This window comes from Micromonospora sp. SH-82 (assembly GCF_051132485.1).
GTDB lineage: Bacteria > Actinomycetota > Actinomycetes > Mycobacteriales > Micromonosporaceae > Micromonospora.
The window spans coordinates 4,714,294-4,740,132 of the sequence record NZ_CP148049.1 but is presented as its reverse complement, the minus strand read 5'-3'; the positions used below and the strand labels follow the sequence as shown (position 1 = coordinate 4,740,132).

At 68.7% G+C, this 25,839-nt stretch carries 23 protein-coding genes; 9 read left to right on the top strand and 14 right to left on the bottom strand.

Annotated features, from left to right (window positions below):
• The first annotated feature begins 18 nt into the window (after positions 1-18).
• The gene (locus tag WHN02_RS20970) at positions 19-615 is read left to right on the top strand and encodes an XRE family transcriptional regulator (protein WP_434740407.1); all 597 of its coding nucleotides are present in this window, start codon (positions 19-21) and stop codon (positions 613-615) included.
• A gap of 190 nt (positions 616-805) precedes the next feature.
• Positions 806-1,336 (top strand): hypothetical protein, encoded by a 531-nt coding sequence (locus tag WHN02_RS20965; protein ID WP_434740406.1) that lies wholly within the window; start codon positions 806-808, stop codon positions 1,334-1,336.
• Between the two features lie 514 nt (positions 1,337-1,850).
• Here the strand turns inward: WHN02_RS20965 and WHN02_RS20960 are convergent.
• The 8 genes from WHN02_RS20960 to WHN02_RS20925 form a co-directional block, all read right to left on the bottom strand.
• Positions 1,851-2,279, bottom strand: a complete 429-nt coding sequence (locus tag WHN02_RS20960; RefSeq protein WP_434740405.1) for a hypothetical protein — start codon at positions 2,277-2,279, stop codon at positions 1,851-1,853.
• 14 nt (positions 2,280-2,293) lie between these two features.
• Positions 2,294-2,710, bottom strand: coding sequence for a hypothetical protein (locus WHN02_RS20955; RefSeq protein ID WP_434744019.1), 417 nt, complete (start codon positions 2,708-2,710; stop codon positions 2,294-2,296).
• 1 nt (position 2,711) lies between these two features.
• A complete protein-coding gene (locus WHN02_RS20950) occupies positions 2,712-3,362 on the bottom strand; it encodes a hypothetical protein (protein ID WP_434740404.1) in 651 nt (216 codons plus the stop codon).
• A complete protein-coding gene (locus WHN02_RS20945; protein ID WP_434740403.1) occupies positions 3,359-3,619 on the bottom strand; it encodes a hypothetical protein in 261 nt (86 codons plus the stop codon). Before WHN02_RS20945 ends, WHN02_RS20950 begins: the two co-directional genes overlap by 4 nt.
• Positions 3,620-3,621: 2 nt before the next feature.
• Positions 3,622-3,885 (bottom strand): hypothetical protein, encoded by a 264-nt coding sequence (locus WHN02_RS20940; RefSeq protein ID WP_434740402.1) that lies wholly within the window; start codon positions 3,883-3,885, stop codon positions 3,622-3,624.
• 138 nt (positions 3,886-4,023) lie between these two features.
• Positions 4,024-5,286 (bottom strand): restriction endonuclease subunit S, encoded by a 1,263-nt coding sequence (locus tag WHN02_RS20935; RefSeq protein WP_434740401.1) that lies wholly within the window; start codon positions 5,284-5,286, stop codon positions 4,024-4,026.
• A 20-nt stretch (positions 5,287-5,306) separates the two neighbouring features.
• Positions 5,307-7,298, bottom strand: a complete 1,992-nt coding sequence (locus tag WHN02_RS20930) for a type I restriction-modification system subunit M (RefSeq protein ID WP_434740400.1) — start codon at positions 7,296-7,298, stop codon at positions 5,307-5,309.
• Positions 7,295-9,472, bottom strand: a complete 2,178-nt coding sequence (locus WHN02_RS20925) for an N-6 DNA methylase (protein WP_434740399.1) — start codon at positions 9,470-9,472, stop codon at positions 7,295-7,297. The genes WHN02_RS20930 and WHN02_RS20925 overlap by 4 nt, the downstream gene beginning before the upstream one ends.
• Before the next feature lie 173 nt (positions 9,473-9,645).
• Between WHN02_RS20925 and WHN02_RS20920 the strand changes: the two genes are divergently transcribed.
• The 4 genes from WHN02_RS20920 to WHN02_RS20905 all read left to right on the top strand — a co-directional run bounded on the left by WHN02_RS20920 (position 9,646) and on the right by WHN02_RS20905 (position 16,256).
• Complete coding sequence (locus tag WHN02_RS20920; protein ID WP_434740398.1) at positions 9,646-11,895, top strand: hypothetical protein; 2,250 nt, start codon at positions 9,646-9,648, stop codon at positions 11,893-11,895.
• A gap of 324 nt (positions 11,896-12,219) precedes the next feature.
• Positions 12,220-14,214 (top strand): hypothetical protein, encoded by a 1,995-nt coding sequence (locus tag WHN02_RS20915; protein ID WP_434740397.1) that lies wholly within the window; start codon positions 12,220-12,222, stop codon positions 14,212-14,214.
• 43 nt (positions 14,215-14,257) lie between these two features.
• Positions 14,258-15,514 carry an MFS transporter gene (locus WHN02_RS20910; protein ID WP_434740396.1) on the top strand — a complete coding sequence of 419 codons (1,257 nt, stop codon included), beginning with the start codon at positions 14,258-14,260 and terminating at the stop codon, positions 15,512-15,514.
• Positions 15,507-16,256 carry a MerR family transcriptional regulator gene (locus WHN02_RS20905; protein ID WP_434740395.1) on the top strand — a complete coding sequence of 250 codons (750 nt, stop codon included), beginning with the start codon at positions 15,507-15,509 and terminating at the stop codon, positions 16,254-16,256. The genes WHN02_RS20910 and WHN02_RS20905 overlap by 8 nt, the downstream gene beginning before the upstream one ends.
• Before the next feature lie 18 nt (positions 16,257-16,274).
• On the opposite strand, the gene WHN02_RS20900 is transcribed toward WHN02_RS20905, so the two are convergent.
• Both WHN02_RS20900 and WHN02_RS20895 read right to left on the bottom strand, forming a co-directional pair.
• Positions 16,275-16,781 carry a metallophosphoesterase family protein gene (locus WHN02_RS20900; RefSeq protein ID WP_434740394.1) on the bottom strand — a complete coding sequence of 169 codons (507 nt, stop codon included), beginning with the start codon at positions 16,779-16,781 and terminating at the stop codon, positions 16,275-16,277.
• Between the two features lie 4 nt (positions 16,782-16,785).
• Positions 16,786-17,775 (bottom strand): hypothetical protein, encoded by a 990-nt coding sequence (locus WHN02_RS20895; RefSeq protein ID WP_434740393.1) that lies wholly within the window; start codon positions 17,773-17,775, stop codon positions 16,786-16,788.
• A 198-nt stretch (positions 17,776-17,973) separates the two neighbouring features.
• Here WHN02_RS20895 and WHN02_RS20890 point away from each other — a divergent pair, with 198 nt between their 5' ends.
• Complete coding sequence (locus WHN02_RS20890; protein WP_434740392.1) at positions 17,974-19,983, top strand: hypothetical protein; 2,010 nt, start codon at positions 17,974-17,976, stop codon at positions 19,981-19,983.
• Between the two features lie 43 nt (positions 19,984-20,026).
• On the opposite strand, the gene WHN02_RS20885 is transcribed toward WHN02_RS20890, so the two are convergent.
• From WHN02_RS20885 to WHN02_RS20870, 4 genes are all read right to left on the bottom strand, one after another.
• Entirely contained in the window at positions 20,027-20,824 is a 798-nt protein-coding gene (locus tag WHN02_RS20885) for a PH domain-containing protein (RefSeq protein ID WP_434740391.1), read from the bottom strand.
• Positions 20,825-20,938: 114 nt separating this feature from the next.
• Positions 20,939-22,036, bottom strand: a complete 1,098-nt coding sequence (locus tag WHN02_RS20880) for a hypothetical protein (protein WP_434740390.1) — start codon at positions 22,034-22,036, stop codon at positions 20,939-20,941.
• A 197-nt stretch (positions 22,037-22,233) separates the two neighbouring features.
• A complete protein-coding gene (locus WHN02_RS20875; protein ID WP_434740389.1) occupies positions 22,234-23,178 on the bottom strand; it encodes an MBL fold metallo-hydrolase in 945 nt (314 codons plus the stop codon).
• Positions 23,179-23,303: 125 nt separating this feature from the next.
• Positions 23,304-24,026 carry a head GIN domain-containing protein gene (locus WHN02_RS20870; protein WP_434740388.1) on the bottom strand — a complete coding sequence of 241 codons (723 nt, stop codon included), beginning with the start codon at positions 24,024-24,026 and terminating at the stop codon, positions 23,304-23,306.
• A gap of 110 nt (positions 24,027-24,136) precedes the next feature.
• Between WHN02_RS20870 and WHN02_RS20865 the strand changes: the two genes are divergently transcribed.
• Both WHN02_RS20865 and WHN02_RS20860 read left to right on the top strand, forming a co-directional pair.
• Positions 24,137-24,991, top strand: a complete 855-nt coding sequence (locus WHN02_RS20865) for an ABC transporter ATP-binding protein (RefSeq protein WP_434740387.1) — start codon at positions 24,137-24,139, stop codon at positions 24,989-24,991.
• Complete coding sequence (locus WHN02_RS20860; protein ID WP_350898488.1) at positions 24,988-25,836, top strand: ABC transporter permease; 849 nt, start codon at positions 24,988-24,990, stop codon at positions 25,834-25,836. Before WHN02_RS20865 ends, WHN02_RS20860 begins: the two co-directional genes overlap by 4 nt.
• Positions 25,837-25,839 lie beyond the last annotated feature (3 nt).

Below are 25,839 nucleotides of genomic sequence, written 5' to 3'. Positions count from 1 at the left end.
CCGAGGGGGTGTTCCATTGTGCAGGCGGCCACGTTGTTGGGTGAGGATGTGGGAGTGCTGTGGCCTGAGATCGTTCGACGTGCCGTGAAGGTCGGATCGGATCGTGAAGTGGTCGGCGTCTACCCGCGCCGTGCCGACCTTCCGCGTGCCGTGTTCCGTGGAGCGATTGAGCGTGCCGGATCTCGGCTGTGGTTCGGCGGGTACACGAGCTACTTCCTCTGGTTGGAAGTACCGGGTGTCGCTGCGGCCCTCGCTGCCAAGGCCAAGACCGGAGCTGACGCACGCTTTCTGCTCGGCGACCCGGACAGTCCGGTCACCGCCGAGCGTGAACGGCTTGAGGCCACTCCGTTGACTCTCGCGACGCGAATCGCGATGACACGCTCGGAGATCAGCAAGGTCGACGCCGAGATTCCGGTACGGCTCTCTGACCGCCACATCGCCATGTCCGTGTGGGTCTTCGACGATGAAGCCGTAGTGGCCACGCACATCGGTGTCGGGCTCGGACAGGACTCCGTGACGCTGCATCTTCGGCGCGCGCAGCACGGGGGAGTCTTCGACAGGTACGTCGAGCACTTCGAGTCGCTGTGGGCCGACGGTCGCCCTGCCGGCCAGTAGAACTGCCGCCCCCGTCTGCGCTGGCAGTACCTGCTCCGACGGGGTATCAACGCCACCTACCCGCACCACGCAGCCCAGCCAGGCACGGGACCGTCGGGGATGGGGACGAACAGTTCCTCTACCCCCGGCCGGATCGTTACACCCGTAGTGCCCCTTTAGCGGCGGCTGCCGCCCTGTATGGGAGGTCGCCATGCACTTGCGACGCCGCATCGCGCTGCTGGCGCTCGCGTTGCCGCTCCTCGCCCTACCCACCGTTGGCACCCACGCTACGGCGGGCGGGCGGCAACCACCCGCCGCTACGCAAGAGGACCTAGGCGCCGCCGCCTCCCTGGTTGACGCCACCGGGGCGGCACGCTGGTCGGACGCGTACGCCGGCGTTGCCCTGGACGTCCCCGCAGGCGTGCTGATCGTGCACCGCATCCCCACGTCCCGGCTCGACGCCGAGCTAAGCGCCCTCGTGCCCGTGCCCGTACGGTTCGTCGACGCCATGCACCCCGCCCGCACCCTCGACGCGTGGCAGGCGCAGGTGTTCGGTGACCGCGACCGCTGGGAGGCCCGGGGAGTACTCATCCACTCGATATGGGTTGATTTCGGTCAGTGTGTTATTCTTGAGATAGGCGATCCGCAGCGAGACGCGGCCCGGCTCACCGCCGCCTATCCCGACATGACGCTGTGCGTCCGGCAAGGTTGGCCACCCGAGCCGCCCCTAGCCATCAGCTAGCCCTCGGAGATCTGGGGCACGTCGAGGTCACCACGCGTTGGCGGCGCGAGCGCGTGGCATGGCTCGCAGCCCGGAGCGAGGAGCAATGCTCGATCCATCTGCCCCGATCGGCTGTGGCGGCAACGGTCTCAGCCGGACAGACGAGGATTGGTGCGGGAGGCCACCTACCCGGTCGCCACCATCACCCTGACCGCTCACGTCGACGTCGACAGCCTGTGGAAGCCGGATGGGAGCCTCGTTGTGGGGAAATGCTGGACTGGGCAGGCGGTCGGGCGTATGACGCCGGGCTGACCTACTTGCGTCTGGATGCCTGAACCACAAACGACCGTTTGCACGCTTACTACCGTCGACAGGGATTCCGGCACGTCCACACCGTAGAGTCCCGTGTCCCGGGAGCGAGCTTCCAGCGGCCGCCCCAGTCCTACCGGGACGGGCGACTCAAGACCGAGACGACCTGACACCGCACAGTCGGTCGATCCGGCGCTCGCACGAGTGGACTGAGAGGTGACTCGGTCTACATGTATTCGGCCGCGATTTCGTTCGCCTCTGCGACGAATTCCTCGATCTCTGAAGGGGTCAGCGGGTTCTCGATGAAGAGTTGACCAAGAATGAAGATCTCGACCGCGATCAGGGTCTCAACGGGGATGTTCTCGATCAGCTCGGGTTCGCCGAGGGCCGCGCGGATGAGACCTTCCATCTCCAAGGTCGGCAGAGCATCACCGCCCTGGTACTTGTCGCGGGCGGCGGCGACCCAGGCGGCGACCTCGTTGGGGGTGGCGTCGGGGTCGAAGTAGCGGTGGACCGCGAGCGTGTACGCCGCTCCGATCACTTGGACGCCGCCGACCCAACCGCCACGGCCGATCTCCACGACCAAGGCGTTGGCCTCGTCCCAGTCGGCTCGTGCCAGTGCCCAGATCAGTTCACTGAGCGGTTGCTCTGCCACGTGGCTCTCCGAGTTCAGGAGGCGAGCAGGCTGTCTGCAAGGGTGACGGACTCGCGGAGGATGCCGTCGAGTTCGGTATCGCTCACCCTTCCGCCGCCGAGGGTATGCAGGATCGTCAGGCCCTGGATCCGACCGGCCAGCCTCGGTTCGACGTCCGTGTCGAGGCTCGGGTCGAGGGCGGCGCTGACCAGCTTTTCGGCGCTGCTCGCGTCGGTCTCGGGTCCACCGATTGTGGTGCTACGCATTTCGCCGACGAACTGGATGATCTCATTTTGGGTGGCCCCGGTGGGGAAGTGGCGGTTAACCGCGAAGTAGAAGACCGCGCCGAGTAACGTGCTGAAGCCGTCCCAGCCATCGTTGTCGAGGCGGGCCTGAACCTCGTCGTTGGCAACATGCTCACCCTTCGCCATGGTCCGGATATAGGCAACCATGTCAGGACTGATCGCCATGACGCCTCCTCTTGTGATTCTTCTTGGCGAGGTTCCACAACCCCTTGACCCCGACCAGGACTGCTCCGGCGGTCATGATGACGGAGGTGACCGGATGATCCAACTGTGGTCGCTCAGTCGGCGTGGCGGGTGTGGGTTGTGCTGTCGATGTCGTCGTACTGCCGGGACCGCTCTTAGCCTGATCGATGAGATCGCGCAGCCCGGCGGTCACCGCCTTCTCGGCCTTCTGAAGGCTCTCCTCGGTGCTGTCCGCTTTCTTGACGTGTCGCCGCAGGAAGGCTTCGGCTTTGCTGCCCCGGCTCGCCGACTCCGACACCACGATCTCTCCCGAGGGCATCGCATGGTCACTCGGCGCACCAATCGATCCGGGCGCGATCTCGCGGGCGTACTCGCCAAGGTGGCCTGCGGCAGCGGCCACCAGCCGGCTTACCGTGCGGGTCTTGTCGACAGCGGCTCTGCTCTGGCCGATCGCCGCGCGGAGGGCTGGGTGCGAACTGCCGGAGCCGACGCCTGCACACCGGTCGTGGCCTTGGGCGATGTCCTCCGCCGCATGGTTAGCGCGCACCGCCAACCCGTCTAGTTGATCAACGGCGAATTTGAGCTGCGCCACGACTTGGGCGAGCAGACTGCTCATCCCAGTTCCCGGAGGTAGGCGGAGGTGTTCTCGGTAGCAGCGCTGATCATGCTCAATGCAAGATCGGCTTCACGGACGGCGTCAGCCAGGGCCAGGCGGGCGTTCCCCGCCTCGGCATGCTGAGTGTCGTGCAGGGTGGCCAGGGTGAGGCTGGTAACCTCGATAAGAGATACGTCGATCCCTTCGATCGTCGCCCTGCCCTGGTCGAGCAGGCGTTTCGATTCTCCGAGGGCTGCCTTGACTTCACCGATGCTCATCGTCAGCCGAGGATGCTGATGTACTGCCGAGCGGCCTCGGTGCTCCCCTGAAGGGTTGTGGCCGCTTCGACCAACTGCTGCTTGCTCTGCTCGGCGCGGCCTATGGCCTGCATGACGGCGGGGTGACCGGTTCCGGCCGCCACTGCCCGCAGGCGGGAGAGCATCTGCTCGGTGCCCTCGACGGCGGCCCGGATCTGGGCGGTCGTCGCATTGCCCTGCTCGGCTGCCTGGGCAAGCTCGGCCTTGACTTGCTCGATGCTGGCCATGCCATCCTTCCGGCTCAGTGCGCGGCGGGATCTGGGTGTGCACGTCGTAGTGACGCAGACACTACTCAACATGAATCCCTTTTCGCAGCCCCGTCTCGTGGGCAGGCTGCGGGCACGTACCTGGACGGCGGCCGAGGGTCAGTTCTCGATGCCCCGCCTACTTGCGGTGGAGGCATCGATCTGACCGGTCACGGCAGCGGTGATTAACGCTTGGCGGCGCTCTGCGAGGAGTGCGATCTGACGATCTAGCTTCTGTTTCATTCGTTTGATGGCGTCGAGCTTGGTATGAACACTACGTGTCAGTTCGCGTTGGTGTCGCACGGAGGGTAGCGGGATGGGGAAGCTGAGAATCTTGCTGCTGTTTGTCGAGGCGAGATTCGTTGTTTTGGAACCAGTGCTTTCGAAATAGCAACGTCCGTGAATCGTCTGAGTCATGAGGGCGAGATATTCGCCGTCGAGTCGGTCCCGATCAGGGCGAAGAGCAAAGACATGGTTTTGGTGGAGGCAATCAGCCAACTCTCCATTCCATACCGTGCCACGGCCGAGTTTGTCCAGGTCTCCTCCCTCGGTCATCAGGACGTCCCCGGTGCGTAACGTGCAGCGGTTGGCTACTTCACGCGGTACGGTGACCGCGGCTACGGTGCTCAGGTCTATATAGCCAGCCTGTACATTCGCGACGCGCAGATAGGGTCGGGTCACGGGTTCTCCACTGACATCGCGTTTGCTGTCGATGGTCAAGCCGTTCTGCAAGCGGCAGACGTAGCCGAGGCGCACCAATGGCCCCTTGCCAGGGTGATCGCGCAGCCAGGGCCATGATGACTTGGCTGTGGTCTGAGGGGAGGGGGCTGATAGCAGAACGTCAGAAATTTCGGCGTAAGCACGGTCCGCCAGGGCCGCGCGCTGCTTGAGTCGCTTCTGCATCAAGCTGGCAATATGGGTGGTGTTGACGTCGAGAAAATTAGCGATCAGGAATTGTTCGGCGCGTCGGGGGATGGAAACGTTGATACTTCCTATGTCGCCTGCATTAATTGCTGGATAGCTGACGCCCGTTGATCGCGCCACGACGTCATCAATGAAGGTGTTCGACTGGCAGAGGTAGCTCAGGAACCTGGCGTCAATATCTTTGGCTGCCTCAAGGACGGCGAAACCCGTTGAGAATACCAATGGCTTGTCGGTCTCGGGAACAGCAGCGACTGCGCGCAGGTAAGTTCGGACCGTCGAAACAATCACCGATCCTGGTGGTGCAAGGCGTCGAGCCCGTGACGGACTTGTGGCAAAAATCGTCCGCTCTTCCGGGATTGTAATCTGCCCATGGCCGCTGATTGAGCTAATGTCGATGTAGTAGAAAGCATGGTCAGGGTCGGTGCTTTCGGGCAGGACCCGCATGTTGATCCCTGCCACGTCCTTGATCCTGCATTGCCTCACGACGTGACCTCGCCGAGGAGTGCCTGGATCTCGGCTTCCAGCGCCTTGAGCTCGGCGTCGATCTCGGCGAGGGGCCTTGGGGGTTTGTAGACGTAGAAGTGGCGGGTGAAGGGGATCTCGTACCCGGTCTTGGTCTTGTCGTGGTCGATCCAGGCGTCGGGTACGTGGGGGAGGACCTCGCGGTGGAGGTACTCGTCGATGTTCTCGTGCAGGGGGACGTTCTCGTAGTCGCGCAGGTCGGGGTCGGGTTCGGGGGAGCCCTTGACGAGTTGGATCTCGCCGTCGGGGTCCCGGACGCCGATGACGTCCCGCATCGCCTTCTGGAAGGGTGCGCCGGTCGGCCAGGGTGCGCCGGCCTCGGCCATCGTGGCTCGCAGGGCGTCCCAGGCGGCCCGCTTCGTCGGCCACACCCGCCCGACCAGGGGCTTGAGCGCGGTGACGAGCGTTTCCGGGTCGGTTGCCCGCTGGATCGGCTTCGAGGCGGCCAGGGCGGTCAGGGTGTCGTCGGTGACCTCGAAGCGGAGCTTCAGGGGGCGTTCCACCGTGATCCGGCGGTACCCGAAGTCCTCGTTGGCGAAGACCTTCACCTTGGCGTGCTGGGGGTGGTCGGGGTCGGCGGCGACGTCCAGTGCCTCCGCGTACAGGTTCGTGATCGCGGTGATCTGGTCGGCGGTGACGTACTTGCGCTTGTCGCCGAGGGACTTGCGCATCTTGGTGAACTGGTCGCGGGCGTCCAGGAGGACGACCTTGCCCTCGTTGCCCCTGGCCTTGCGGTTGGTGAGGATCCAGAAGTAGGTCGAGATCCCGGTGTTGTAGAAGAGTTGGTCGGGGAGGGCGACGATGCCCTCCAGCCAGTCGTTGTCCAGGATCCACTGCCGGATTTTCGACTCGCCCGACTCGGCCGCCCCGGTGAACAGGGGAGAGCCGTTGAAGACGATGGCGATCCGGCTTCCGCCCTTCCCGTCGGCGGTGACCGGCTTCATCTTCGAGATCATGTGCTGGAGGAAGAGCAGCGACCCGTCGTTGATCCGGGGCAGCCCGGCACCGAACCGGCCGCTGTCGCCGAGGGTGTCGTACTCCCGCTCGACCTCGTCCTTGACCTTCTTCCACTCCACCCCGAACGGCGGGTTGGCGAGGAGGTAGTCGAAGTGCTGGCCACGGTGGCCGTCGTCGCTGAACGAGTTGCCGAACTTGATGTTGTCCGGCTTCTGGCCCTTGATCATCATGTCGGACCGGCAGATCGCCCAGGACTCCGGGTTGAGTTCCTGGCCGAAGACCGTGACCGTCGCCGACGGGTTGAGCTTCGTGATGTGCTCCTCGGCAGCCGAGAGCATCCCGCCGGTCCCGCAGGCCGGGTCGAACACCGTCCGGGAGGTCCCCGGCACGCTCAACGCGTCGTCGTCCGGGGCGACCAGCAGGTTCACCATCAGCTCGATGACCTCGCGGGGGGTGAAGTGCTCACCGGCGGTCTCGTTGGAGCTTTCCGCGAACCGGCGGATCAGCTCCTCGAAGACGTACCCCATCTGGTGGTTGGAGACCCGCGCAGGGTGCAGGTCGAGGTCGGCGAACCGGCCGACGACCTGGTAGAGGAGCTTGGCCGAGTCGAGCTTGCGGACCTGCTGGGCGAACTCGTAACGCTCCATCACCTCCTGGGCGTTGGGGGAGAACGCCCCGAGGTAGGTGAGCAGGTGCTTCGCGGCCTGGCCGGAGTCGTCGGCGATCGCCCGCAGGGTGTAGCCGCTGACGTTGTAGAAGCTGTGCCCGGCCGCCTTGCCCAGGAACCGGGACAGGTCCACGTTCTGGTCCTTGCGGCGGTCGTACTCCGCCCGGACCCGGTCCCGGGTCGGCTCCAGGACACACTCCAGCCGCCGCAGCACCGTGAACGGCAGGATCACCTTGCCGTAGTCGGCCTGCTTGTAGTCACCGCGCAGGAGATCGGCGACCGACCAGGCGTGGTTCGCCAACTCGGTGTGGGTGCTGCTGTTCAACGGGGTCCTTCCGGGGGGAGCAGTGCGCCGCCGGTGAGGCCGGCGGCCAGGACACGGGCGGTCTCGTCGGCGAGTCGGTCGGCCAGGTCCGCCGCCACCCGCAGGGCGTGGAGGTGACGGAACGCCTGACCGTACCGTTGCTGTTCGGGTAGGGGTAGTAGCGGGACCCGCAGTCGGCGCGGGTCGACCCGGACCACCGACGTGCCGGACGACGCGGCGTTCAGATTGTCCTCGGCGGCCAGGAACCCGGCCAGGAACCACGGATCCAGGCGGGTCGGGTCGGGTCGGAGCAGGTGCAGGTGCCGACCGAGGCGGTGACCGGCGTCCCGGGCGTCGACGACCCGGGCGACTCCCACCCCCTCGTGCAGCATCTCCGGTAGGACGACGTCGCCCACCTCGACTGTGACGCCGCCGTCGGAGGGCTCCTCCTCGGCCTCACCGGAAGCCGGTCGGCGGGTCACCACGTCCCGGGCGGTCAGGGTGGCGGGCAGGTCGCCGCCGGTGCGGGCCGGCCCCGAGGTGCGGACCGTCGTCGGAGCCCGCAGCAGGGTGAGGGCGTCGCCCCGCAGGAGGTCGGCGACGCTGGCGGTCCGCCACGACCGGGACTCGGCCCCGGCAGGGGGCCAGACCCCACCGCCGGTCAGGGTGACCAGCCCCGTCGCCGCCCGTCGCAGTCGACCCCGCACCTGGTACGCCGTCTCGGCCAGCTCGTCGGGCTCCGCCGCGACCGGGACGGCCCGGACGTGGCGGGCCGGACTGAGATCCACCGCCTCGTCCAGCAGGTCGATCACGGCAACGGCCTGCGCCACCCCCTGGACCGGATCGAAGGCCTCCGGGTGCCGGTCGAAGTCACGCCACGCCCCGACCACCAACTCCCGGACCGTCGACCACCCCGTCGACGAGTGTCGACCGTCGGTCTCGTCGCCGGTGCGGGACTCCGGCCCGGCGGCGTCCACCATCAGGACGGTCGACGGGAGGGCAGCCTGCGGGTGCTGTCGTTCGAGGATCCACAGGTGCAGACCGATGTGCAGGGGAACGGCCACCCCGGGAGGCAGCCCGACCACCGCGCGCAGCGCCCCCCGGCGGACCATCTCGGCCCGGATCCGCCGCCCCGACGGCCGCAGCGCCGCACCCGGTGGCATGAGCAGGACCGCCCGTCCCCCCTCGGTCAGGTGCCCGAGGCAGTGCTGCACCCACGCCAGCTCCGACTCGCCCTTCGGCGGCAGCCCGAACACCCACCGGGAGTCGTACGCCAGGTCCTCGTGCCCCCACTCGCGGTGGCCGTACGGCGGCGCGCAGAGCACCGCGTCCGCGACCGACGTCGCGAAGGCGTCGTCGCGCAGACTGTCTCCGACCCGGACCTGCACGACCGTCCCGGCGTCGGCATCTGTGCCTGCGTGCGCGGCGGAACCGGCGTCCGCGTGCGGGTCGGCGGGGCGGGCGGCGACGGCGAGGCGGGCGGCGGCGTGGGCGGCGAGCGTCTCCACCACGTCCTGACCGGACACCTCCCGCGAACCCTGGCCGAGCGCGGCCAGCAACAGGCCACCCATCCCACAGGCAGGATCGAAGACCCGACCCGGGTACGCCTCCCCGGCACCTCTGAGCAGCGCAGCCATCAGTTCGGCGACCGGCGGCGGTGTCCGGTACGCCCCACCGGCGCGGCTGTCCCCGCCGTCGCCCTCGGCCAGCACCTCCAGCGTCTGCGCGGCACCCTCCTCGACGAGGCACTGCAGCAGGACGCGAAGGAGCCCGGCATCGTCGGGGGAGTAGGTCACTTTCCAGGCCCCGGGCATGTCCATGAGGTACGAGCGGCTGGTTCGCCCTGCCCAGTCGGACAGCTGTTCGTCGCCGGAGTCGGCGGCTTTGACCACATCGGTGTCGGGAAGGCGACTGGCCTCGACCGCGAGCGGCAGCAGTCTGCTTCGGTGGGCGAGTTCCGGTGCGTCGCTGCGCAGGGCGTTGCGCAGGTCGTCGGCGGGGGAGCCGTCCGGCAGCTGTCCCCGCCCGGCGAGCCAGGCCCGGACGGCGCTCAGGTCGTAGGCGGGGCTGGTCTCCGTCCCGCCCGACGGGGCGGGGAAGTCGGGATGCCGCCGACGCCAGTTGCTCACGGTGGCGCGGGTGACCCCGGCCAGCCGGGAGATCTCGGCGGCGGTCACCTGGGCGGGCTGCGGCATCGGGGTCCTGTCGGGGGGTCTGTCGTTCGTCGGTGACCATACACCAGCCGAACCGTGATTGCTGTTTGACGTAGCTTTCAGTCGTGCTAGGTTTCCTCCGCCGGAGCGCATCTCTCCATGTGGGACAGTGCGCGATCCGTCAATGACGCGCACTTGGGACAACGGAGGGGTTCGTGAAGTTCTTCACCGCCAGCAAGAGTCGCGCGTGGGGCCGGGAGGTTTGGTCGGTCGTCTTCCGGCACCCCGCCAGGCTCATTCTCGGCACAGATCAGCTCGGCCGTACGGTCTGTCACGGGCTCGGCACCACCGACGAGGCCGAGGCGGACCTCCTGGTCAAACAACTCAACGAGATCCTCCGAACTCCGGCCCTCTGGGAGCCGAGTGCCCGGGCGAGCGCCGAAGCTCGCTTCGACTCTCAGATCGTGGAGATGTTCTACGGGAGCGAGCGGGTCGCGCACCACGACTTCGCAGGGGTGCGCGAGAAGCTACTTCCGCTGCCCACAGCAGCCGACGGCTACCGCACCGTGATGATGCTCGGCACGACCGGTGCCGGCAAGACGACGGTGGTCCGCCAACTACTCGGCACCGATCCCGCGACCGAGCGCTTCCCCTCCACTTCGACGGCGAAGACGACCGTCGCCGACACCGAGCTGATCATCAGTACGGACCAGACGTACCAGGCGGCGGTAACCTTCACACCTCGTGCCGAGGTGATCGACTACCTGGCCGACAACGTGTCGGCGGCTGCCCTGGCGGCCTTCGCCGGCAGAGGTGACACCGAGGTCGTCCGACAGCTCCTCGACCACGTCAACCAGCGCTTCCGGTTCAGCTACGTGCTGGGTCGGGCCGTCGCACCGAGCGTCGAAGACCTGGTCGATGACGACGACGATGCTGACGAGGACATTGACCCAGCCGAGTACGGCCGAGTCGACATGGAACTGACCCGGCAGGTGGTGTTCCGGGCGGTTCGCTCGGTCCGGGTGCTCGTCGCACGCCATGTTGGCGCGATCCGTGACGAGTTCGATCCCGGTGAGGAGGACGAACGGGCCGTCACCGAATACATCGAAGAGAACCTCGACACCGAGCTGCGGCAATCCGACGAGTTCGACGACATCGTCGACTCGCTGATCGACGAGATCGAGAAGCGTTTCTCGACGCTGGACGTCGGCACCCTTCGCCGAAACCATCAGGGTTGGCCGGTCAGCTGGTCTTGGAGCACCGACGACCGGGCGGCGTTCGTCAAGAACGTCACCAGGTTCTCCAGCAACTATGCGCCGCTGTTCGGCCGTCTGCTCACGCCGCTCGTCAACGGAATCCGGGTCAGTGGGCCCTTCGTGCCCGAGTGGGCCGAACAGCCGGCCCGGCTTGTCCTGGTCGACGGAGAGGGTCTTGGCCACACCCCGAAATCGGTTGCCACCCTCTCGACCCATGTCGCCACGCAGCTTGAGAAGGTCGATGCCGTCCTGCTGGTCGACAACGCCACCCAGCCGATGCAGGCGGCACCGGTGGCGGCGCTCAAAGGCATCGCCGTCTCGGGCAACGCCGCGAAGCTTCACTTCCTCTTTACCCACTTCGACCAGGTCAAGGGGGACAATCTGCCGACCTTCTCGGCCCGGGAGGAGCACGTCCTGGCCTCGGTCGAGAACGTCCTGAGCGCGATCGGCAGCGATTTAGGGCCAGCGGCGGAACGAGTCCTGCGTCAACGCCTCGACCGAGCGCGGTTCTTCGTCGGCGGCATTCACGAGCCGCTTAAGGCGAGCAAGAAGTTGGGCGGACGTTCCATCCAGGAGTTGCAACGTCTGGTCGACGTCCTTGCTGCTCCGGACAAGGCGACCGATGTCGGGGAGAGCCGGCCCGTCTACAGCCGGATAGCCCTCTCCCACGTGGTGGTCGATGCCGCCGCAAACTTTCACCTTCGCTGGGGTGGTCTGCTTGGGACGCAGCGGCACCCGGCCGCGCCCCTCAAGGAGCACTGGGCCCGCGTCAAAGCGTTGAGTCGCCGGCTGGCGGAGGGCTGGACGGACGAGTACGACAATCTACGGCCGGTAGCCGACCTCCGCTCCGCGTTGCAGGACCAGTTGTATCGCATGGCGCAGCAGCCGGTGCGGTGGACTCACGGCGAGCCCAGTGACGACGAGAAGCAGTTCGTCATTGACGAACTCTGCAACGCCGTCACCAAGAAGCTGTTCGATCTGACCCGGCGCAGGATCCAGGACGACCCACAGGCGGCCTGGCGGGCGGCGTTCAGGCTGAGCGGGAAGGGATCCACCTTCGAGCGGGCCCGAATCATCGCCACTGATGTGTACGGCAGGGGGGCTCCGACTCCGGCCGCCAGCGCGTGGGCCGACCGGGATCGCTTCCTACAGGATGTCGAGGACATCTTCTCGGAGGTGGCAGAGGAACTCGACATCAGGTTGGAGTGACCGCAATCGAGGGCGGCGCCGCCGGAGCGCTGCTGCCAGCCCCAGCAACCTGTTCGGCAACCTGAATCCGTATCGGCTTGCGCCATCCGTCCGCGACGTGAGGTCCGTACGTCGTCTAAAGATTGGTCGCTAGGTCGAGATCCGTCACTTCGTCAAGCGCGTACCGTCGTCCTCGGCATGATCGACGGGGACGGCGTGCGCATCGGCGCTGCTGGTTTCCAATGATCAGCCACTTGCTTTCGGAGCGTTCAGGTGCGACCGAAGTCCTTGAGGAGTCCGGGTATGGGAAGCCGCCTGCGAAACCTGGTGCGACGGAGTCTTCTCGTGGAGGATCCCGGCGGCGTGTGCGTCGAGGGCCAAGGATCCGCGAACCAGGCCACGCAGAGCATGGAAGCGCTTCTGCTGGACTACGAGATGGCCCGAGAGGACGAGCGCACCTATATCAATGTGCAAGCCAGTCTCTACGGTGTGGCCATTGCGCTGATCGCGTTGATTCTGGGGGCGCTGACGCAGGAGTGCGGGCTCGGCATGAAGCAGCCTCCCGAGTGTACTGATGCACCCGATGCCATCCTCGCGGCCGCACCGATCCTGCCCCTCGGGCTGATCGCATTCATCCAGAGCCTGGGTTCGGTCGCCAGCATCCGCAGTTACTACATGCGAGGGCTTGAGGTCGAACTGGGGCGCTACGCAAGTCAGCCGATGGCGGCATTGGGTGAGCTGCGGCCCGTCAGCTACATCGGACTGACGACAGAGCTGATCAGCCTACGTCGCGGGTTTCTGTCGTACCGGATCCTCTTCAACACCATCCTGCTGGGGATCCTCGTCGTCTTCGGTGGCATGACGGTCTACATCGGGTTGGCAGTGGCGCGTCCCTACCAGGTGGCCATGATCGTGCTGTACGGCACCGTGGTCGTGATTCTGCTGGCTCAGACCTTCGCCGCGACCGTCCAGGGCTCCCAGCTGTTCCGGTCGGTGGCGCGGCGGTTCGTCCAGGGTCCGCGCTACAGTCACCTGCCGCAGGTGCGGGCAGCCGGGAGCCCTGGGTCGACCACACCGACCGATGCGTCATCGCAGCGAAGCCTCGGGTCGTATCTGCTTCTGCCCCGCCCCGAAGACCTGGTGAAGTGGCTCATCGCGCCGCTGACGTACGTTGTCTTCGCCCTGGCCTTCGGTGGGTGGACGAACTGGCATCGCCTCCTCGTGCTGTGGTTGATCCTCGAGTACCTCGTGTACATGGCCCGGTACCAGTGGAACGACGTCCGAGAGGTCGCCGACGACTGGGAGCACAGCGAGAGCGCCGCCCGAGGTCGGCTGCCGATCGGACGTGACCTCGCCGAGTCCAGCTCGAACGTATCGATCAGCGTGTCCGTGGCGATGCTCCGACTGGCGTTGGCAGTGCTGGTCGCCTGGTCGGCCGGGCTCACAGTCCAAGCCGTTTCGATCATCGTCGCGGTTTTCGGCGTGGCGGTGCCGTACGAGCTGCTCCGTTCGCGGGCCATGGCCCGTCGCCGGGGCGTCGCGGTGGCAATCTGGCTGCTCGTCGGTTCCGGGTACGCCATTCGGGGTGCCCTGGGTATCGTCGCCGCAGGCATCCAGTTGTGGTCTCCTCCCGGGCTGGCCGGGGTCGGATTCCTCTTCTCTTTCGGCATCATGTTCGTTCTGCTCACCTGGGTGCTCGACGCCAGCTCGTACGGGCGGATCGCGCCGGATGGAGGTTGGTCGTTTCGGCCGGCCCTGCTGCGCAAGCCGCACCTGCTCGGACTGCTGCCTTACACCTCGGTCGGGCGTCCCGTGATGGCCGACCGGGACGACGAGGCAGAGTCGAACCGCGAGTACGGCGGGGATCGGCGTCTTTTGCTCCAGAGCCGGCCCCGCCCGTGGGCACCGTGGAACCTCGCGCAGGTGGCGGTCGCAGCGTCAGCTGCGGCGCTCGGGCTGGAACTGGCAGACCCGGCAAGTCGGCAACCGGCTGTCTATATGACGGCGCTGGCGTGCGGCGTGGTGATCGCCTTGTTGATCCAACAGATCCGGAACATGCGGGGAAACGTGCTGACGATCGGTGTCGGGGTGGGGCTGCTGGGCGTCGTCGCCCTCGCCGGGGACGCCGCATTCCCGCCGCTGGCTCCGCTGCCGTGGCTTGTGATGGCTGTCACCTATCTCAACTTTCGAGGATCCTCGTACCGAGACCTCAAGGACTTCGGTCCGAAGCTTGTCGACGGCCTGCGGAGAATCCCCACGCTGCTGCTACGAGGTGTCGTCGGCTCGGTCACCTGGGATCGTCTGGTGAAACCAGGGGGCCGGCCGGGTGGGGTCGGTTAACTCGCTTGACCCCGCCCCTACGTCATGGTTCTGACTGTGGGGCATGAGGCTCGTTCCCGTCGCCTACCTGGCGTCCTACCTGCTGTCCGTGCTCGGCAACTCGATCGCCGGGGTGGCGCTGCCGCTGATCGTCCTGCAGGTCACCGGCAGTGTCCTCGGCACGGGGATCGTCGCCGGGGCGACAGCGATCCCCGCCGTGTTCGCGGGTCTGTTGATGGGGGTGGTGATCGACCGGATCAACAGGCGTACGTCGTCGGTGGTGACCGATCTCGTGTCGGCGGGGGCGATCGCCGCGCTGCCGTTGATCGACATGGTCTCGGGGTTGAGCCTGGGCTGGTTCGTCCTGTTCGGGATCGTCGGGTCGCTCGGTGACGTGCCCGGGTTGACCGCCAGGGATGCCCTGCTTCCCGCCGTCGTGCCGCACTCGGGGGTCGCCTCGGAGCGGCTGATGGGTGTCCGGGAGGCCCTGGGCGCGGTCGGGCTGCTGCTCGGCCCGGCGGCTGCCGGGGCGCTGATGGTGTTGTTCGACGGGTCCACCGTCCTGTGGATCACTGCGGCGACGTCGCTGGCGGCGGCCCTGCTGACGCTGCTGATCCCGGGGCGGGTCGGGGCGGTGGTCACTGCGGGCGGGGTGGTGGCGGAGGTGACCGGGAGCGGCTGGGGGCAGCTTCGTGACGGCTGGCGGGTGCTGCTGCGGAGTCGGTTCCTGGTCGTCACGACGGTGCTCAGCTTCACGTCGGTGATCGTCCTGGCCGCCCTGCAGGGGCTGATCCTGCCCGTCTACTTCACCCTCGCCGAGCGGCCGGGCCTGCTCGGTTTCGTCCTCACCGCCCTCGCCGCCGGGATGCTGGTCGGCGGTTCGCTCTTCGCGGTCGCCGGCACCCGTGGGCGACGACGCACGTGGTTCCTCGTCGGGCTGGTCGGCAACGCGTTCGGGTTCGGCCTGGTCGCCTCGCTCTCCTCGGTGTGGCTGGTCTTCGGGGGCGCGTTCGTCGTCGGACTCTCCAGCGGGGTGTTCGGGAGCCTGATCGGGGTGCTGATGATCGAGCGCATCCCGGAACAGATGCGGGGACGGATCATGGGTACGCAGAACGCGTTCGTGACCGCCGCCCCGGCGATCGGGATCGTCGCCGCAGCGGTCCTCACCGAGTACGCGGGCGTCAACGTCGCCGCTGTCGCGCTCACCGGCGTGTGGCTCGTCGCGCTGGCCCTCGGTCTGTTCGCGCCGTCTCTGCGTACCCTCGAACCGGAGCCGGCGGAGGTCGGCGAGGCGGGGAGGGTGGTGGTGGGGCGTGCGTAGCGGGGAGCTGGCGCGACTCGCCGGGGTCACCGTCCGGGCGTTGCGCCACTACCACCAGGTGGGGGTCCTCTCCGAGCCCGACCGTGGCAGCAACGGTTACCGCAGCTACGACGTGCACGACCTGATCAGGGTCGTCCGGATCAAGCGCCTGGCGTCGGTGGGGATACCGCTGGAGCGGATGCCGGACCTGCTCGACGACGCGGCGGTGGACGGGGGAGGGCTCCTGGACGAGCTGGCCGACGAGCTGACGGAGCAGATCGACAGGCTCACCGCACAACGTGACCTGATCATGCGGCTCCGGGCTCACGACGCGGCACCGGACCTTCCCCCGGAGCTTGCACCGTTCCTCGCCGTCTTCGCGGCCACCGGGCTGTCGCCGCAGCTGACCAGGCTCGACCGGGACCAGTCGGTGCTGCTGGCGCACCTCGTCGGGGACGAGGGCATGCCGCACCTCGCGCGCGTCTACGAACGGATCAGCACCTCCGCCCTCGCGCCGGCGGTGGTCGAGCTCGCGACCCGGTTCGACAGGCTCGGACCGGCCACCACCGAGGAGGAGATCGAGGAACTGGTCGACGCCTTCGTGGCGGCCTTCGGGCCGGTCCTCGACGGTCTCTTCGAAGAATCGGCACCCCCCGGCCTCAGCAGGTCCGGGAGCCTGCTCACCGAGTACACGACGGACGTCCTCAACGAGCAGCAGCGGCACACCCTGACCCGGCTCGCGGCGGCACTCGACAAGGAGTGACGCGGGTGAGCCCGGACGTCACGCTCGCTCTCGGGGCACCCGGTGCAGGGTGACGGCGTCGAGCCGACCGTCGGTCAGGTCAGCGGTGAGGTACGTCGCGTGGGGCTGACGGCGACGGTCGGTCGGCGAACCCGGGTTGAGCAGTCGCAGGCCGCCGGGCGCCTCGCTGTCCCACGGGATGTGGGAGTGCCCGAAGACGAGCAGGTCGCAGTCGGGGAACCGGGCCGCGCACCGCCGCTCCCGGCCGGCGGCCGGGCCGGTCTCGTGCACCACGGCGAGGCGCAGTCCGGCCAGGTCCGCGCGGGCGATCTCCGGCAGTCGGGTACGCAGCTCCGGGCCGTCGTTGTTGCCGTGGACGCCGATCAGTCGGGCGCTGCGCCGCTCCAGGTCGTCGAGCAGCGCCGAGTCGACCCAGTCACCGGCGTGGACGACCACGTCGGCGGCGTCGACGGCGGCCCACAGCTCGGACGGCAGGTCGCGGGCGCGTTTCGGCAGGTGGGTGTCCGCCATGATGACCAACCGCACCCGGTCAGGGTAACCGCGCCGCCGCCGCGATCGGGTGCAGGAACGACATCCGGGGCCAGTCGCCACCGCGGAGATAGGCGAAGGTCACCGCGTGGCAGGCGGCGGACGGTCCGGCGAGCATCAGGGGCTCGACGTCGGTGAAGCTGAGGAGGCAGGCCGAGCCCTGGAGGTGGTATTCCATGACGGCGGCGTGGTCGAAGGCCAGCCACCGGCCGTCGACGCAACACCAGGTCGTGGATCGGGTGACGACCACCCGGACGGTGCGGTGCTCCCGCCACTGGGTACGCGACATGCCGGCGGCGCGGGCGCGGCCGATGCTGTTGCCGATCATGTCGCCGACGACTGCACCGGCCACGAAGGCCGGTGAGCCGAAGGCGAAGGTCCTGCCGGGCGCGAAGCTGACGTCCATGCCGTAGTAGCGCGAGTAGGTGAAGGGTGCATCCAGATAGACCGGCTCGGTGGTGAGGAATCCCGGTGCCAGCACGGAGGGAGGGGGATGCCCGGTGACGAGGCTGGTGTAGAGGCGTACGGCGGTTTCCCATCCGTGCCGGTACGTGAGGTCGACCGGGCGTTCGCGTCGGCGTGGCGTGGGCAGTAGTCGTCCGGCGAGGTAGCCGACCGCGTAGGCGAGCATTGTCGCCGGACCGGTGACGGTGACGATGAGCGCACTGACCCATCGACCGTGGGCGAATCGCACGCGGAGCCGTCCGTCACCGAGCCCGAGCAGAATCCCTACGAGGATGGAACTCGCCATCGCGACCAACACCAGGAGCGCGACTGTCCCGAGGGTGAGGTTGCGCCCGCAGGGCCCGGAGAATCCCTGCTCGTCAGCCCCGGGATGAGCGGCGGTGCAGGTCATCCACTGTTCGTTGCTGACAGCCATCAGCCACCAGGCGAGGGGGCCCAGTGGCATGACCGTCGCGGCGAACACCCAGTGTCGTCCCGGCTTACGCGGCTTTCTTCTGGTGTTCGCCTCCGGTGTCACGGACATCATTCTGTCGTAGGGTGGCCGATCGGTGGGGCCCGCGAACGTGGCCCCGGCCGGTGACGAACACCCGTCCGGATGTCCGGGACAGGTCGCCGGCTTTCGCTACCCTGCGCGTCTGAGGTCTCACCGGTCAGCCGCTGCGGTGGTCGGCTCGGTCTCGCGTACTGGTTCGTGACAGCCTCTACCGGTGGGAGGTCAGCGCTGATGAAGTGGTCGGGCAGCATGGCGCCGGACGGCGAGACACCGCCGGCGCAGGTACGGCGGGTCACGTCGGTGCCGGAGGCGGGTGAGCTGGCGCGTCGGTTGCAGGTGTCCGGGCGGCGGTGGCCGGTGGTGGTGGTGACCAGCCCGGCGGGGTACGACGATCCCTTCGGCGACCCCGACGAGATCAAGAACGCCGTCGGTGATCTCGCAGAGGTGGCGTTGATGCCCACCGGCGAGGTCTCCTGGGCGTTCTCACGGGAGATGCCCCCGGCGACCCAGGTGTACGGGGGCGCGGGGCGGGTCTACCCGGTCGACATGGGGTGGGTGAACTTCCCCGAGCGGAGTCGACTCCGGTTCGCCTACTCGCCGCAGGACCGTCGACGGATCACCGACCAGTTGATCAGCGACGCGTTGCAGGCGGCGTTGGCGGCCGGGCTCGTGGAGCAGCGCCCCACCCGTGCCGCAGTCGCCCAGCGGTCGGGCCGGGTGCAGGGGACGATCGGAGGTTCGCGGGCGTTCGTCACCCTCGACGACTCGTCGTTGGCGATGGTGTGGGAGGAGCTGACGGTTCCCGGGGTCGCCCTGGACCGGATCCTGGTCAAGGGACAGTCGGTCACGGGTGGGTTCGACCCGGCGTCGCGGCGGCTCGACCTCCGTGGCGGTCTGCGGTTCGTCGACCCCGCCGACGCGGTGGCCGGGGTGGGGGAGGCGTACCAGGTCGGTGACGTGGTCCTGGCCGAGGTGACGACCCTGCACGACGACCGGGTCACGGTCCGGCTCCTCCCGGGCCTGGCCGTCGACGTGCCCCGGGATGCGGTGACCAGCAACCCGAACGACCAGCTGCGCAACCTGTTCAGTGTCGGGGAGGTCGTGACCTGCCGTCTCGTCGAGGTGGAGCCGGTCCGGCTGCGTCTGGACGACGTCGACGACGAGGAGGTGCCGGCCGCCGCGCCGAGCCTGCTGCCGGGCGGTCCGCCCTGGCTGCGGCCACCGGACCCGGAGGCCGCGCTCGCCCCTCAGGTCCGTCCCCGACCTGGCGCGGCGGCCCCATCCACCCCGCCGACCCAAGGACCGGCTGCCACCCCGGGAGCCCCGGCCACCTCCGGTGGCGTCCCGAGGGGCGCGTCGCCGCGTCCCATGCCACCGCCGGGACGGCGGGCGGCGCCCGTCGCCCAGCCCGCACCGGTCGTGGCCCCCCGCCAGCCGACCCCTCTCGACGTCCGGATGTACACGGCGGCCCAGCAGGCCGCGACGATGCGCCCCGCCCCGACCGAGTCCGCCGACCCGGTGTCGGGGACCACCCGGGTCCCGGCCGCCGACCAGGCGAGGTTCGCCCAGCTGATCAGGCAGTTGGCAGCTGAGAAGGCGGCTCTCGGGCAGGTCAGGAAGGAGTTGGACGCCGAACGGTCGACCCGTCGGGCGCTCGGCGACGACCTGACGGGCCTGCGGACCCGGGCGGCGGAACTGGAGGAGGAGATGGCCTCGGCGCGTGTGACCATCGAGAGCCTGCAGACCCGCTACCGCAAAGCCGACCAGGCCCGGCAGAAGTTGACCAAGGAGCTGAAGAGTCTCCAGAGCCGCACCGAACAGGCGTCGGCGGACGGTCCGCTCTTCCTCGACCCGCAGGAGCAGTTCCGGCACGAGGTGCTGGTGGAGTGGGCGCAGCGGATCCCGGCGGCGGACAAGGCGGCCAGGCCGCTCGCCCCGTACGAGGTGGGCAGCCGGTTCCTGGACTCCATCGAGAAGGTGGGGGGTGTCAGCCGGGCGAAGGTGGTGGCGGTCGTGGTGGAGGTGCTGACCGGCCAGGCCCAGAACCTCGACGGGCGGGATCTGCACCGGCTGCGGACCGGCAGCGCGGGCAGCCCGTACGTTCGCCGGGACGACGACGCGATCTGCTGGCGGGTGGCGTTGCAGCGGGAGTCGGCCGCCGCCCGCCGGTTGCACTACTGGCAGATCGGCGACCGGTACGAACTGTCCCGGGTCGTGCTCCACGACGACTACCAGCCCTGACCGGGAGGTCGGAGGCGGGCGGGACGACGGGACGGGCGTGGCGCTACAGGCGCGCCAGGATCTCGGCCTTCTTGACGGCGAACTCCTGTTCGGTGAGGACGCCCGCCTCCCGGAGCTGACCGAGAAGGCGCAGTTGCTCCAGGGGGTCGGGTGCGGCCGCCGACGTCGGGGGCGCGGACGTGTCGGTTCCGGTGTGGAACGGGGACGTCGAGGGGGAGAGGTTCTCGTAGACCCGGGTCTGCGAGCGCTTCTGGGCGAGCAACCGGGCATCGTGTACGGCCCTGTTCAGGATGGACAGGGCCTGCTGCGGTTCGGGGACGTCCTCCAGGACCGCCCATTCGATGCCGTGCGGGCGCTGCACCTGCACGAGGATGTTCCCGACCCCACGGCTCTTCTGCACGATGGACTGCCGCAGGTCGATGTCGACCACGTCGGCGACCGGCACCTGCTGTCCCCGGGTGGACAGCATGCCCTTCTCCACGAACAGGAGGGTCGCCGTCAGGCTGTAGCGACCGCCGCCGAAGCCGGTGACCGGGTTCCCCTTCGCCGCCCAGAGGACGCCCGGGTCGGGCGTCGGGGCGGGCTGCGGTGCCGGACCGGGGTGGTTGTTCGGCGTCACCGCGACGACCGGGGGGTGCGGTGCCGTCACTGTGGTGGGTGGCCGTACCGCAGGCAGGTTCGCCGGGCCGGGAGCGGCCGCCGGTGCCGGGGCGTCGTCGACGAAGAGTCGCCATCCGGGTGGGGGCGGCGGCCAGGAGGGGTCGGGCTGCCACCCGGCCGGTGGTAGCCAGCCCTCCGGCGCGTCGGGCCAGCCCGGAGGGGTGTTGAAGCGTGTCGCCATGAGCCTGTCGTGCCTCCGCGTCGGTGATCGCCTCGCAGAGCTTAGTCACCGGGGTGCGGGGCGCGGTTCCGCCGAATGACCCATCCGATCCGGTGGGGCGGCTGGTCCGGGGCGTCAACGGTCGCCGAGGGTGGCGCGTAGGCGGCGTCTGACGCCGCTGGTGGCTCGGTGGCGCAGCTGGGAGAGGAGGTCGTCTCGGCCGTCGGTGCGTCGGCTGAGGGCGTCGGCGTGGCCGAGCATCCCGACGATGGTCTCGATGGCGGCCTGGAGGACCTGTCCCTCGTCGAGGTCGTCGGGGGAGCGGGTGTCGCGGACGGCTGTCGGCCGCAGGTCGTCGAGGTCGCCGACCACCTGGCAGGGGTAGTCCCGGAGTTCGGTGATCTGCGCTTCGGCGAGGTCCGTCACCCAGTCGGCCCGGTCCAGGCCGACGCCGAACCGGACGTCGTTGCGGCGGTGCTTGAGCACCGCGTTGACCAGGTGCCGCTGGACCACCCTCTGGTACGGCGTCCGGTGCGGGTACCTGTCGCCGAGGGCCTGGTTGACCCGGCGTAGGACCTCGATCTCGGCCGCCCCGAGGGAGGTGTTCGAGGTGGGGGCGTCGAGGGTGCAGATCCCGTCCGGGATGCCCAGGACGGCGGCGAACCTGTTCCACAGGACCTCGTGCGGGGTGCCCGAGGGGGGAACGGTGACCAGGTGGCGTCGGGTGGCGGGGACCAGGTCGCCCCAGCGCCGCAGCATCCGGGTGGGGGTGTGGTGTTCCCAGAAGCTGTCGAACCTGCCGTCCTGCACCGCCCGGAGGAAGGACTCGAACCGCCAGGTGCTGCGGGCGCGTACGCTCTGCTGCCACATCGACGGCAGGGTCCGCCACAGGTCCCGTCCGGCGACCACGACGTGCACCTGTGCGGGTTGGAGGCTGGCCACCGCGCGGGCGGCCTGCTCGGCGGTGGCCGCCCCCAACCCCTCGTTGCTGACGATCACGTCACCGGGCCACCGGGCGGCCCGGTCCACCAGCCGGTCCCAGGTCCAGCCGCCTGCGGGGTCCCGCCAGGTGACCTCCCGGAGGTCGGTCATGGCCTGGTCGTGGGCGGCGGCGGTGCCGGGCAGGAGGATCCCGGCGCGTTTGAGTGCGGCGCGGTTGCCCCAGAGCACGTCCTGCACGTAGGTGCTGCCGGTCTTGGGTGCTCCGACGTGCAGAAAGACGCGTCTGGCCATGGTGCCTCCCCGGGTCGGTCACGCCCATGGGCGTGACCGGGTGGCACACGGGCGTCGGCCGAGTGGCCGATCGCGGGTCACCGTATCGGGAGGTGGGTCCGCCGGTTGTGAACTGACGGACAACCCTGGATGACGATCTCCATACCCTCGGCGTGGTCGGACCGGCCCGTACCGGCGGCCGGACTCCCGGACCCGCTTCAGACGTCGATGAAGGTGTAGGTGAAGCCCCGTTCGGCGCGGTGGACGTATCCGGCGGCGGGGAACGGGAAGTGGGCGGGGACCAGCAGGTCGCCGGAGTCCGCGGCCCGTTCCAGGAGACGGCGGCGCTGGTCGGCGGAGTCACCGGGCACCACGCAGTAGCGGATGCTCCACTCGGGGCGTTCCAGCTGCACCCCGTGGTGCAGCATGTCCCCGGCGAACAGGGCGCGCCGTCCGGCGGACTCCACCACGAGGTAGACGTTGCCGGGTGTGTGGCCGAACGCGGGGACCAGGTGGATCTCGGGGGAGAGGACGTGGTCGGCGTCGACCAGGTCGAGGACGCCCGCGTCGCGCAGCGGCAGGATGCTGTCGGCGAGGTAGTCGCCGGTCCGCTGCATCGCCGCCGCCCCCTCGGGGCCGGCCCACCAGTCGAACTCCTCGCGGACGAGGACGTAGCGGGCGTTCGGGAAGGTCGGCACCCATCCGCCGGCGCCGTCGGCGGAGGTGGCGAAGCCGACGTGGTCGACGTGCAGGTGGGTGAAGACCACGGTGTCGACGTCGTCGAGGGAGACCCCGGCCCGGGCGAACTGCTCCAGGAACGGCCGGTCGGCCCGGTCGAACACCCCGCCGTTGCGGGGTTTGCCGTTGCCGCCCCCGGCGTCGACGAGGATCAGCCGGTCCTTCGTCCTGAGCAGGTGGGCCTCCTGGTTGAGGCGGATCCGCCCGTCGTGGGTGAACGGTTCCCGGGTGTAGAAGGCGTCCTCGGTCCAGGACTCCGTCCGGAGCTGGGGGAAGAAGTCCGTCGGCAGCGGGAAGTAGTCGACCTCCCGGATCGGGAAGACCTCGACGTCGCCCACCCGGAAGGACCAGAGGGGGCCTTCGCCGCCGCCGGTGTCGACCCAGTAGGGCGCTGTGGGGTCGGGGTGCTGGTCAGTGGCGCTCATAAACCTACTATGGCTGTAGGAATTATAGGAGATCAAGGTGGGAGGCCACGTGATCTGCGTCCCTGTCCCGGCCGGGAGCTGCCGACCGGGGCCTGTCGACGAGCCGCCGACCGAGCCCTGCCGACCTACCCCTGCCGGACGCTGCCGGTGCCGTCGACGGTCTGGTCCACCTGCGGTTCGCCCCGGTAGGTGACCGAGCCGCTGCCGTCGACGTCGGCCTTCAGCGCCCCGGTGGCCTGCACCTCGGCCTTGCCCGAGCCCCTCACCGTCACCGTGGCCTGCTCACTGGCCAGCTCGTACGCGGCGTACCTGCCGGACCCGCCGACGGTGACCGTCTGCCGGGCGGCCCGCCCGGCGGTGGTGACGGTGCCCGACCCGTCGATCTGCACCGTCAGCGTCTGGGCGTCGAGGTTGCGGGCGTCGATCCGCCCGGAGCCCTTGGAGGTCAGTGTCGGGCCGGCGGTGCCGGTGAGGTCGACCTCGGCGCTGCCGGAGCTGTCCACCGTCACCGAGGTCAACGCGGGGACGGTCAGCTCGTAGCGCATGTCTCCCCGGAGGTTGGCACCCCGGTTCTTGCCGAGGATGAGGACGCCGTCGGTGGACCTGGTGGTCATCTTGTCGATGGTGTTCTCCCCGGCGGTCACCGACAGGCGCGGCGTGTCACCGAGGGTGACGACGAGGGTTCCGGAGGTCGTCAGGACGACACTCGTCACCGCATCCACCTCCCGCTCCTGGGTGACCGGGTCACCGGCAGGTCCCGCTATTCCGCACCCGGTCAGGGCGACTCCTCCCACGGTGGCGACGACGATCGGGGCGGCGAGACGGCGGAGCAGCATCGGGAGGTTCATCCCCCCATGGTTGATCACGGTGTCCAGGCCGGTGTCCACCGATCGGTGGACAACCACTGTCGGTGCACCGGTCGTCCCGGGTCACGATCGTGGCGACGATCATGGGAGGCATGAGTGACTCGCTGGCTGTGCGCGTACGCGGTCTGACCAAACGGTACGGGAGCAACAACGCCGTCGACGGCGTCGACCTGGACATCCCGACCGGCCAGATCTTCGCCCTGCTCGGGCCCAACGGGGCCGGCAAGACGACGACGGTGGAGATCCTGGAAGGCTACCGGGACCGGACCTCCGGCGAGGTCTCCGTGCTGGGCCAGGACCCGCAGCGGGCCGACCGTCGGTGGCGCTACGGCCTCGGGATCGTCCTGCAGGAGGCGTCGGACCTCAGCGAACTCACCGTCTCCGAGACCGTACGGCACTTCGCCCGCTACTACCCGAACTCCCGTGACCCCGACGAGGTCATCTCGAAGGTGGGTCTGGCGGAGAAGGCCAAGTCCCGGGTCAGCACCCTCTCCGGCGGCCAGCGTCGGCGCATCGACGTCGCCGTCGGCATCGTCGGCAACCCCCGCCTGCTCTTCCTCGACGAGCCGACCACCGGCTTCGACCCACAGGCCCGCCGGCAGTTCTGGGACCTCATCCGTTCGCTGACCACGGAGATCGGTACTACGATCCTGCTCACCACGCACTACCTGGAGGAGGCCGAGAACCTCGCCGAGCGGGTCGCGGTGATCGCCAAGGGCCGGGTCGTCGCCGACGGTGACCCCAGCACCCTCGGCGGACGGGCCGAGGCGAAGGCGGTCGTCTCCTGGCTCGACGGCGACGAGCAGCGCACCCGCGAGTCGGACGACCCCGGCGCCGTGATCGCCGAGCTGACCACCCGCTTCGGCGGTACCGTGCCGGGACTGACGGTGAGCCGCCCCAGCCTGGAGGACATCTACCTCGACCTGATCGGGAGCGACAAGTCATGACCACCACCGACACCGACCGGCCCGCCACCACCGCCGGCAGGGACCCCTCCACGCTCGGCCTCGGACTGCACCGGGGCGTCATCGAGCTGAAGCAGTTCTTCCGCGAGTGGGACAACGTGGTCTTCACCTTCGCGTTGCCGATCGTCCTGCTCGCCCTGCTCGGCTCGCTGTTCAGCGGGGTCTACGAGGGCAGCGACGTCACCTCGGCGCAGTACTTCGTACCCAGCATGATCGCCGCCGGTGTCGCCTCGGCGACCTTCGTCAACCTCGGCATCAGCATCGCCGCGGACCGGGACGACGGCACGCTCAAGCGGCTGCGCGGGGTGCCGATGCCCAAGGCGGCGTACTTCCTCGGCAAGGTCGTCATGGTGCTGGTCATCTGCGTCGCCGAGGTGATCATCCTGATCGGCCTGGGCATGATCCTGTTCGACGTGACGCTGCCGACCGACCCGGGCAAGTGGCTCACCTTCACCTGGGTGTTCCTGCTCGGCGTGGTCGCCTGCTCCTTCCTCGGCATCGCGGCGAGCAGCCTGGCCCGCACCGAGCGCAGCGCAGGCGCGGTGATGAACCTGCCCTACATCGTGCTGGCCTTCGTCTCCGGCATCTTCTTCACCCCGATCAGCGCCCTGCCCGACGCGTTGGCCCAGTTCGGTGCGCTCTTCCCACTGAAGTGGATGGCCCAGGGGTTCCGCTCGGTCTTCCTGCCCGACACGATCCTGCCGCAGGAGATCGTCACCAGCACCTGGGAGCACGACCGGATCGCGTTGGTCCTCGGCGCCTGGTGCGTCGGCGGACTGATCCTGTGCCTGACCACCTTCCGCTGGCGGGGCCGGCGGGAACGGTAGTCG

What these genes read in the sequence shown, in the direction of transcription:
- WHN02_RS20965 (WP_434740406.1), top strand. Translation starts at nt 806, where the DNA reads ATGCACTTGCGACGCCGCATCGCGCTGCTGGCGCTCGCGTTGCCGCTC.
- WHN02_RS20955 (WP_434744019.1), bottom strand. Translation starts at nt 2,710, where the DNA reads ATGGTTGCCTATATCCGGACCATGGCGAAGGGTGAGCATGTTGCCAAC.
- WHN02_RS20950 (WP_434740404.1), bottom strand. Translation starts at nt 3,362, where the DNA reads ATGAGCAGTCTGCTCGCCCAAGTCGTGGCGCAGCTCAAATTCGCCGTT.
- WHN02_RS20945 (WP_434740403.1), bottom strand. Translation starts at nt 3,619, where the DNA reads ATGAGCATCGGTGAAGTCAAGGCAGCCCTCGGAGAATCGAAACGCCTG.
- WHN02_RS20940 (WP_434740402.1), bottom strand. Translation starts at nt 3,885, where the DNA reads ATGGCCAGCATCGAGCAAGTCAAGGCCGAGCTTGCCCAGGCAGCCGAG.
- WHN02_RS20925 (WP_434740399.1), bottom strand. Translation starts at nt 9,472, where the DNA reads ATGCCGCAGCCCGCCCAGGTGACCGCCGCCGAGATCTCCCGGCTGGCC.
- WHN02_RS20910 (WP_434740396.1), top strand. Translation starts at nt 14,258, where the DNA reads ATGAGGCTCGTTCCCGTCGCCTACCTGGCGTCCTACCTGCTGTCCGTG.
- WHN02_RS20895 (WP_434740393.1), bottom strand. Translation starts at nt 17,775, where the DNA reads ATGATGTCCGTGACACCGGAGGCGAACACCAGAAGAAAGCCGCGTAAG.
- WHN02_RS20890 (WP_434740392.1), top strand. Translation starts at nt 17,974, where the DNA reads ATGAAGTGGTCGGGCAGCATGGCGCCGGACGGCGAGACACCGCCGGCG.
- WHN02_RS20885 (WP_434740391.1), bottom strand. Translation starts at nt 20,824, where the DNA reads ATGGCGACACGCTTCAACACCCCTCCGGGCTGGCCCGACGCGCCGGAG.
- WHN02_RS20880 (WP_434740390.1), bottom strand. Translation starts at nt 22,036, where the DNA reads ATGGCCAGACGCGTCTTTCTGCACGTCGGAGCACCCAAGACCGGCAGC.
- WHN02_RS20875 (WP_434740389.1), bottom strand. Translation starts at nt 23,178, where the DNA reads ATGAGCGCCACTGACCAGCACCCCGACCCCACAGCGCCCTACTGGGTC.
- WHN02_RS20870 (WP_434740388.1), bottom strand. Translation starts at nt 24,026, where the DNA reads ATGAACCTCCCGATGCTGCTCCGCCGTCTCGCCGCCCCGATCGTCGTC.
- WHN02_RS20865 (WP_434740387.1), top strand. Translation starts at nt 24,137, where the DNA reads ATGAGTGACTCGCTGGCTGTGCGCGTACGCGGTCTGACCAAACGGTAC.
- WHN02_RS20860 (WP_350898488.1), top strand. Translation starts at nt 24,988, where the DNA reads ATGACCACCACCGACACCGACCGGCCCGCCACCACCGCCGGCAGGGAC.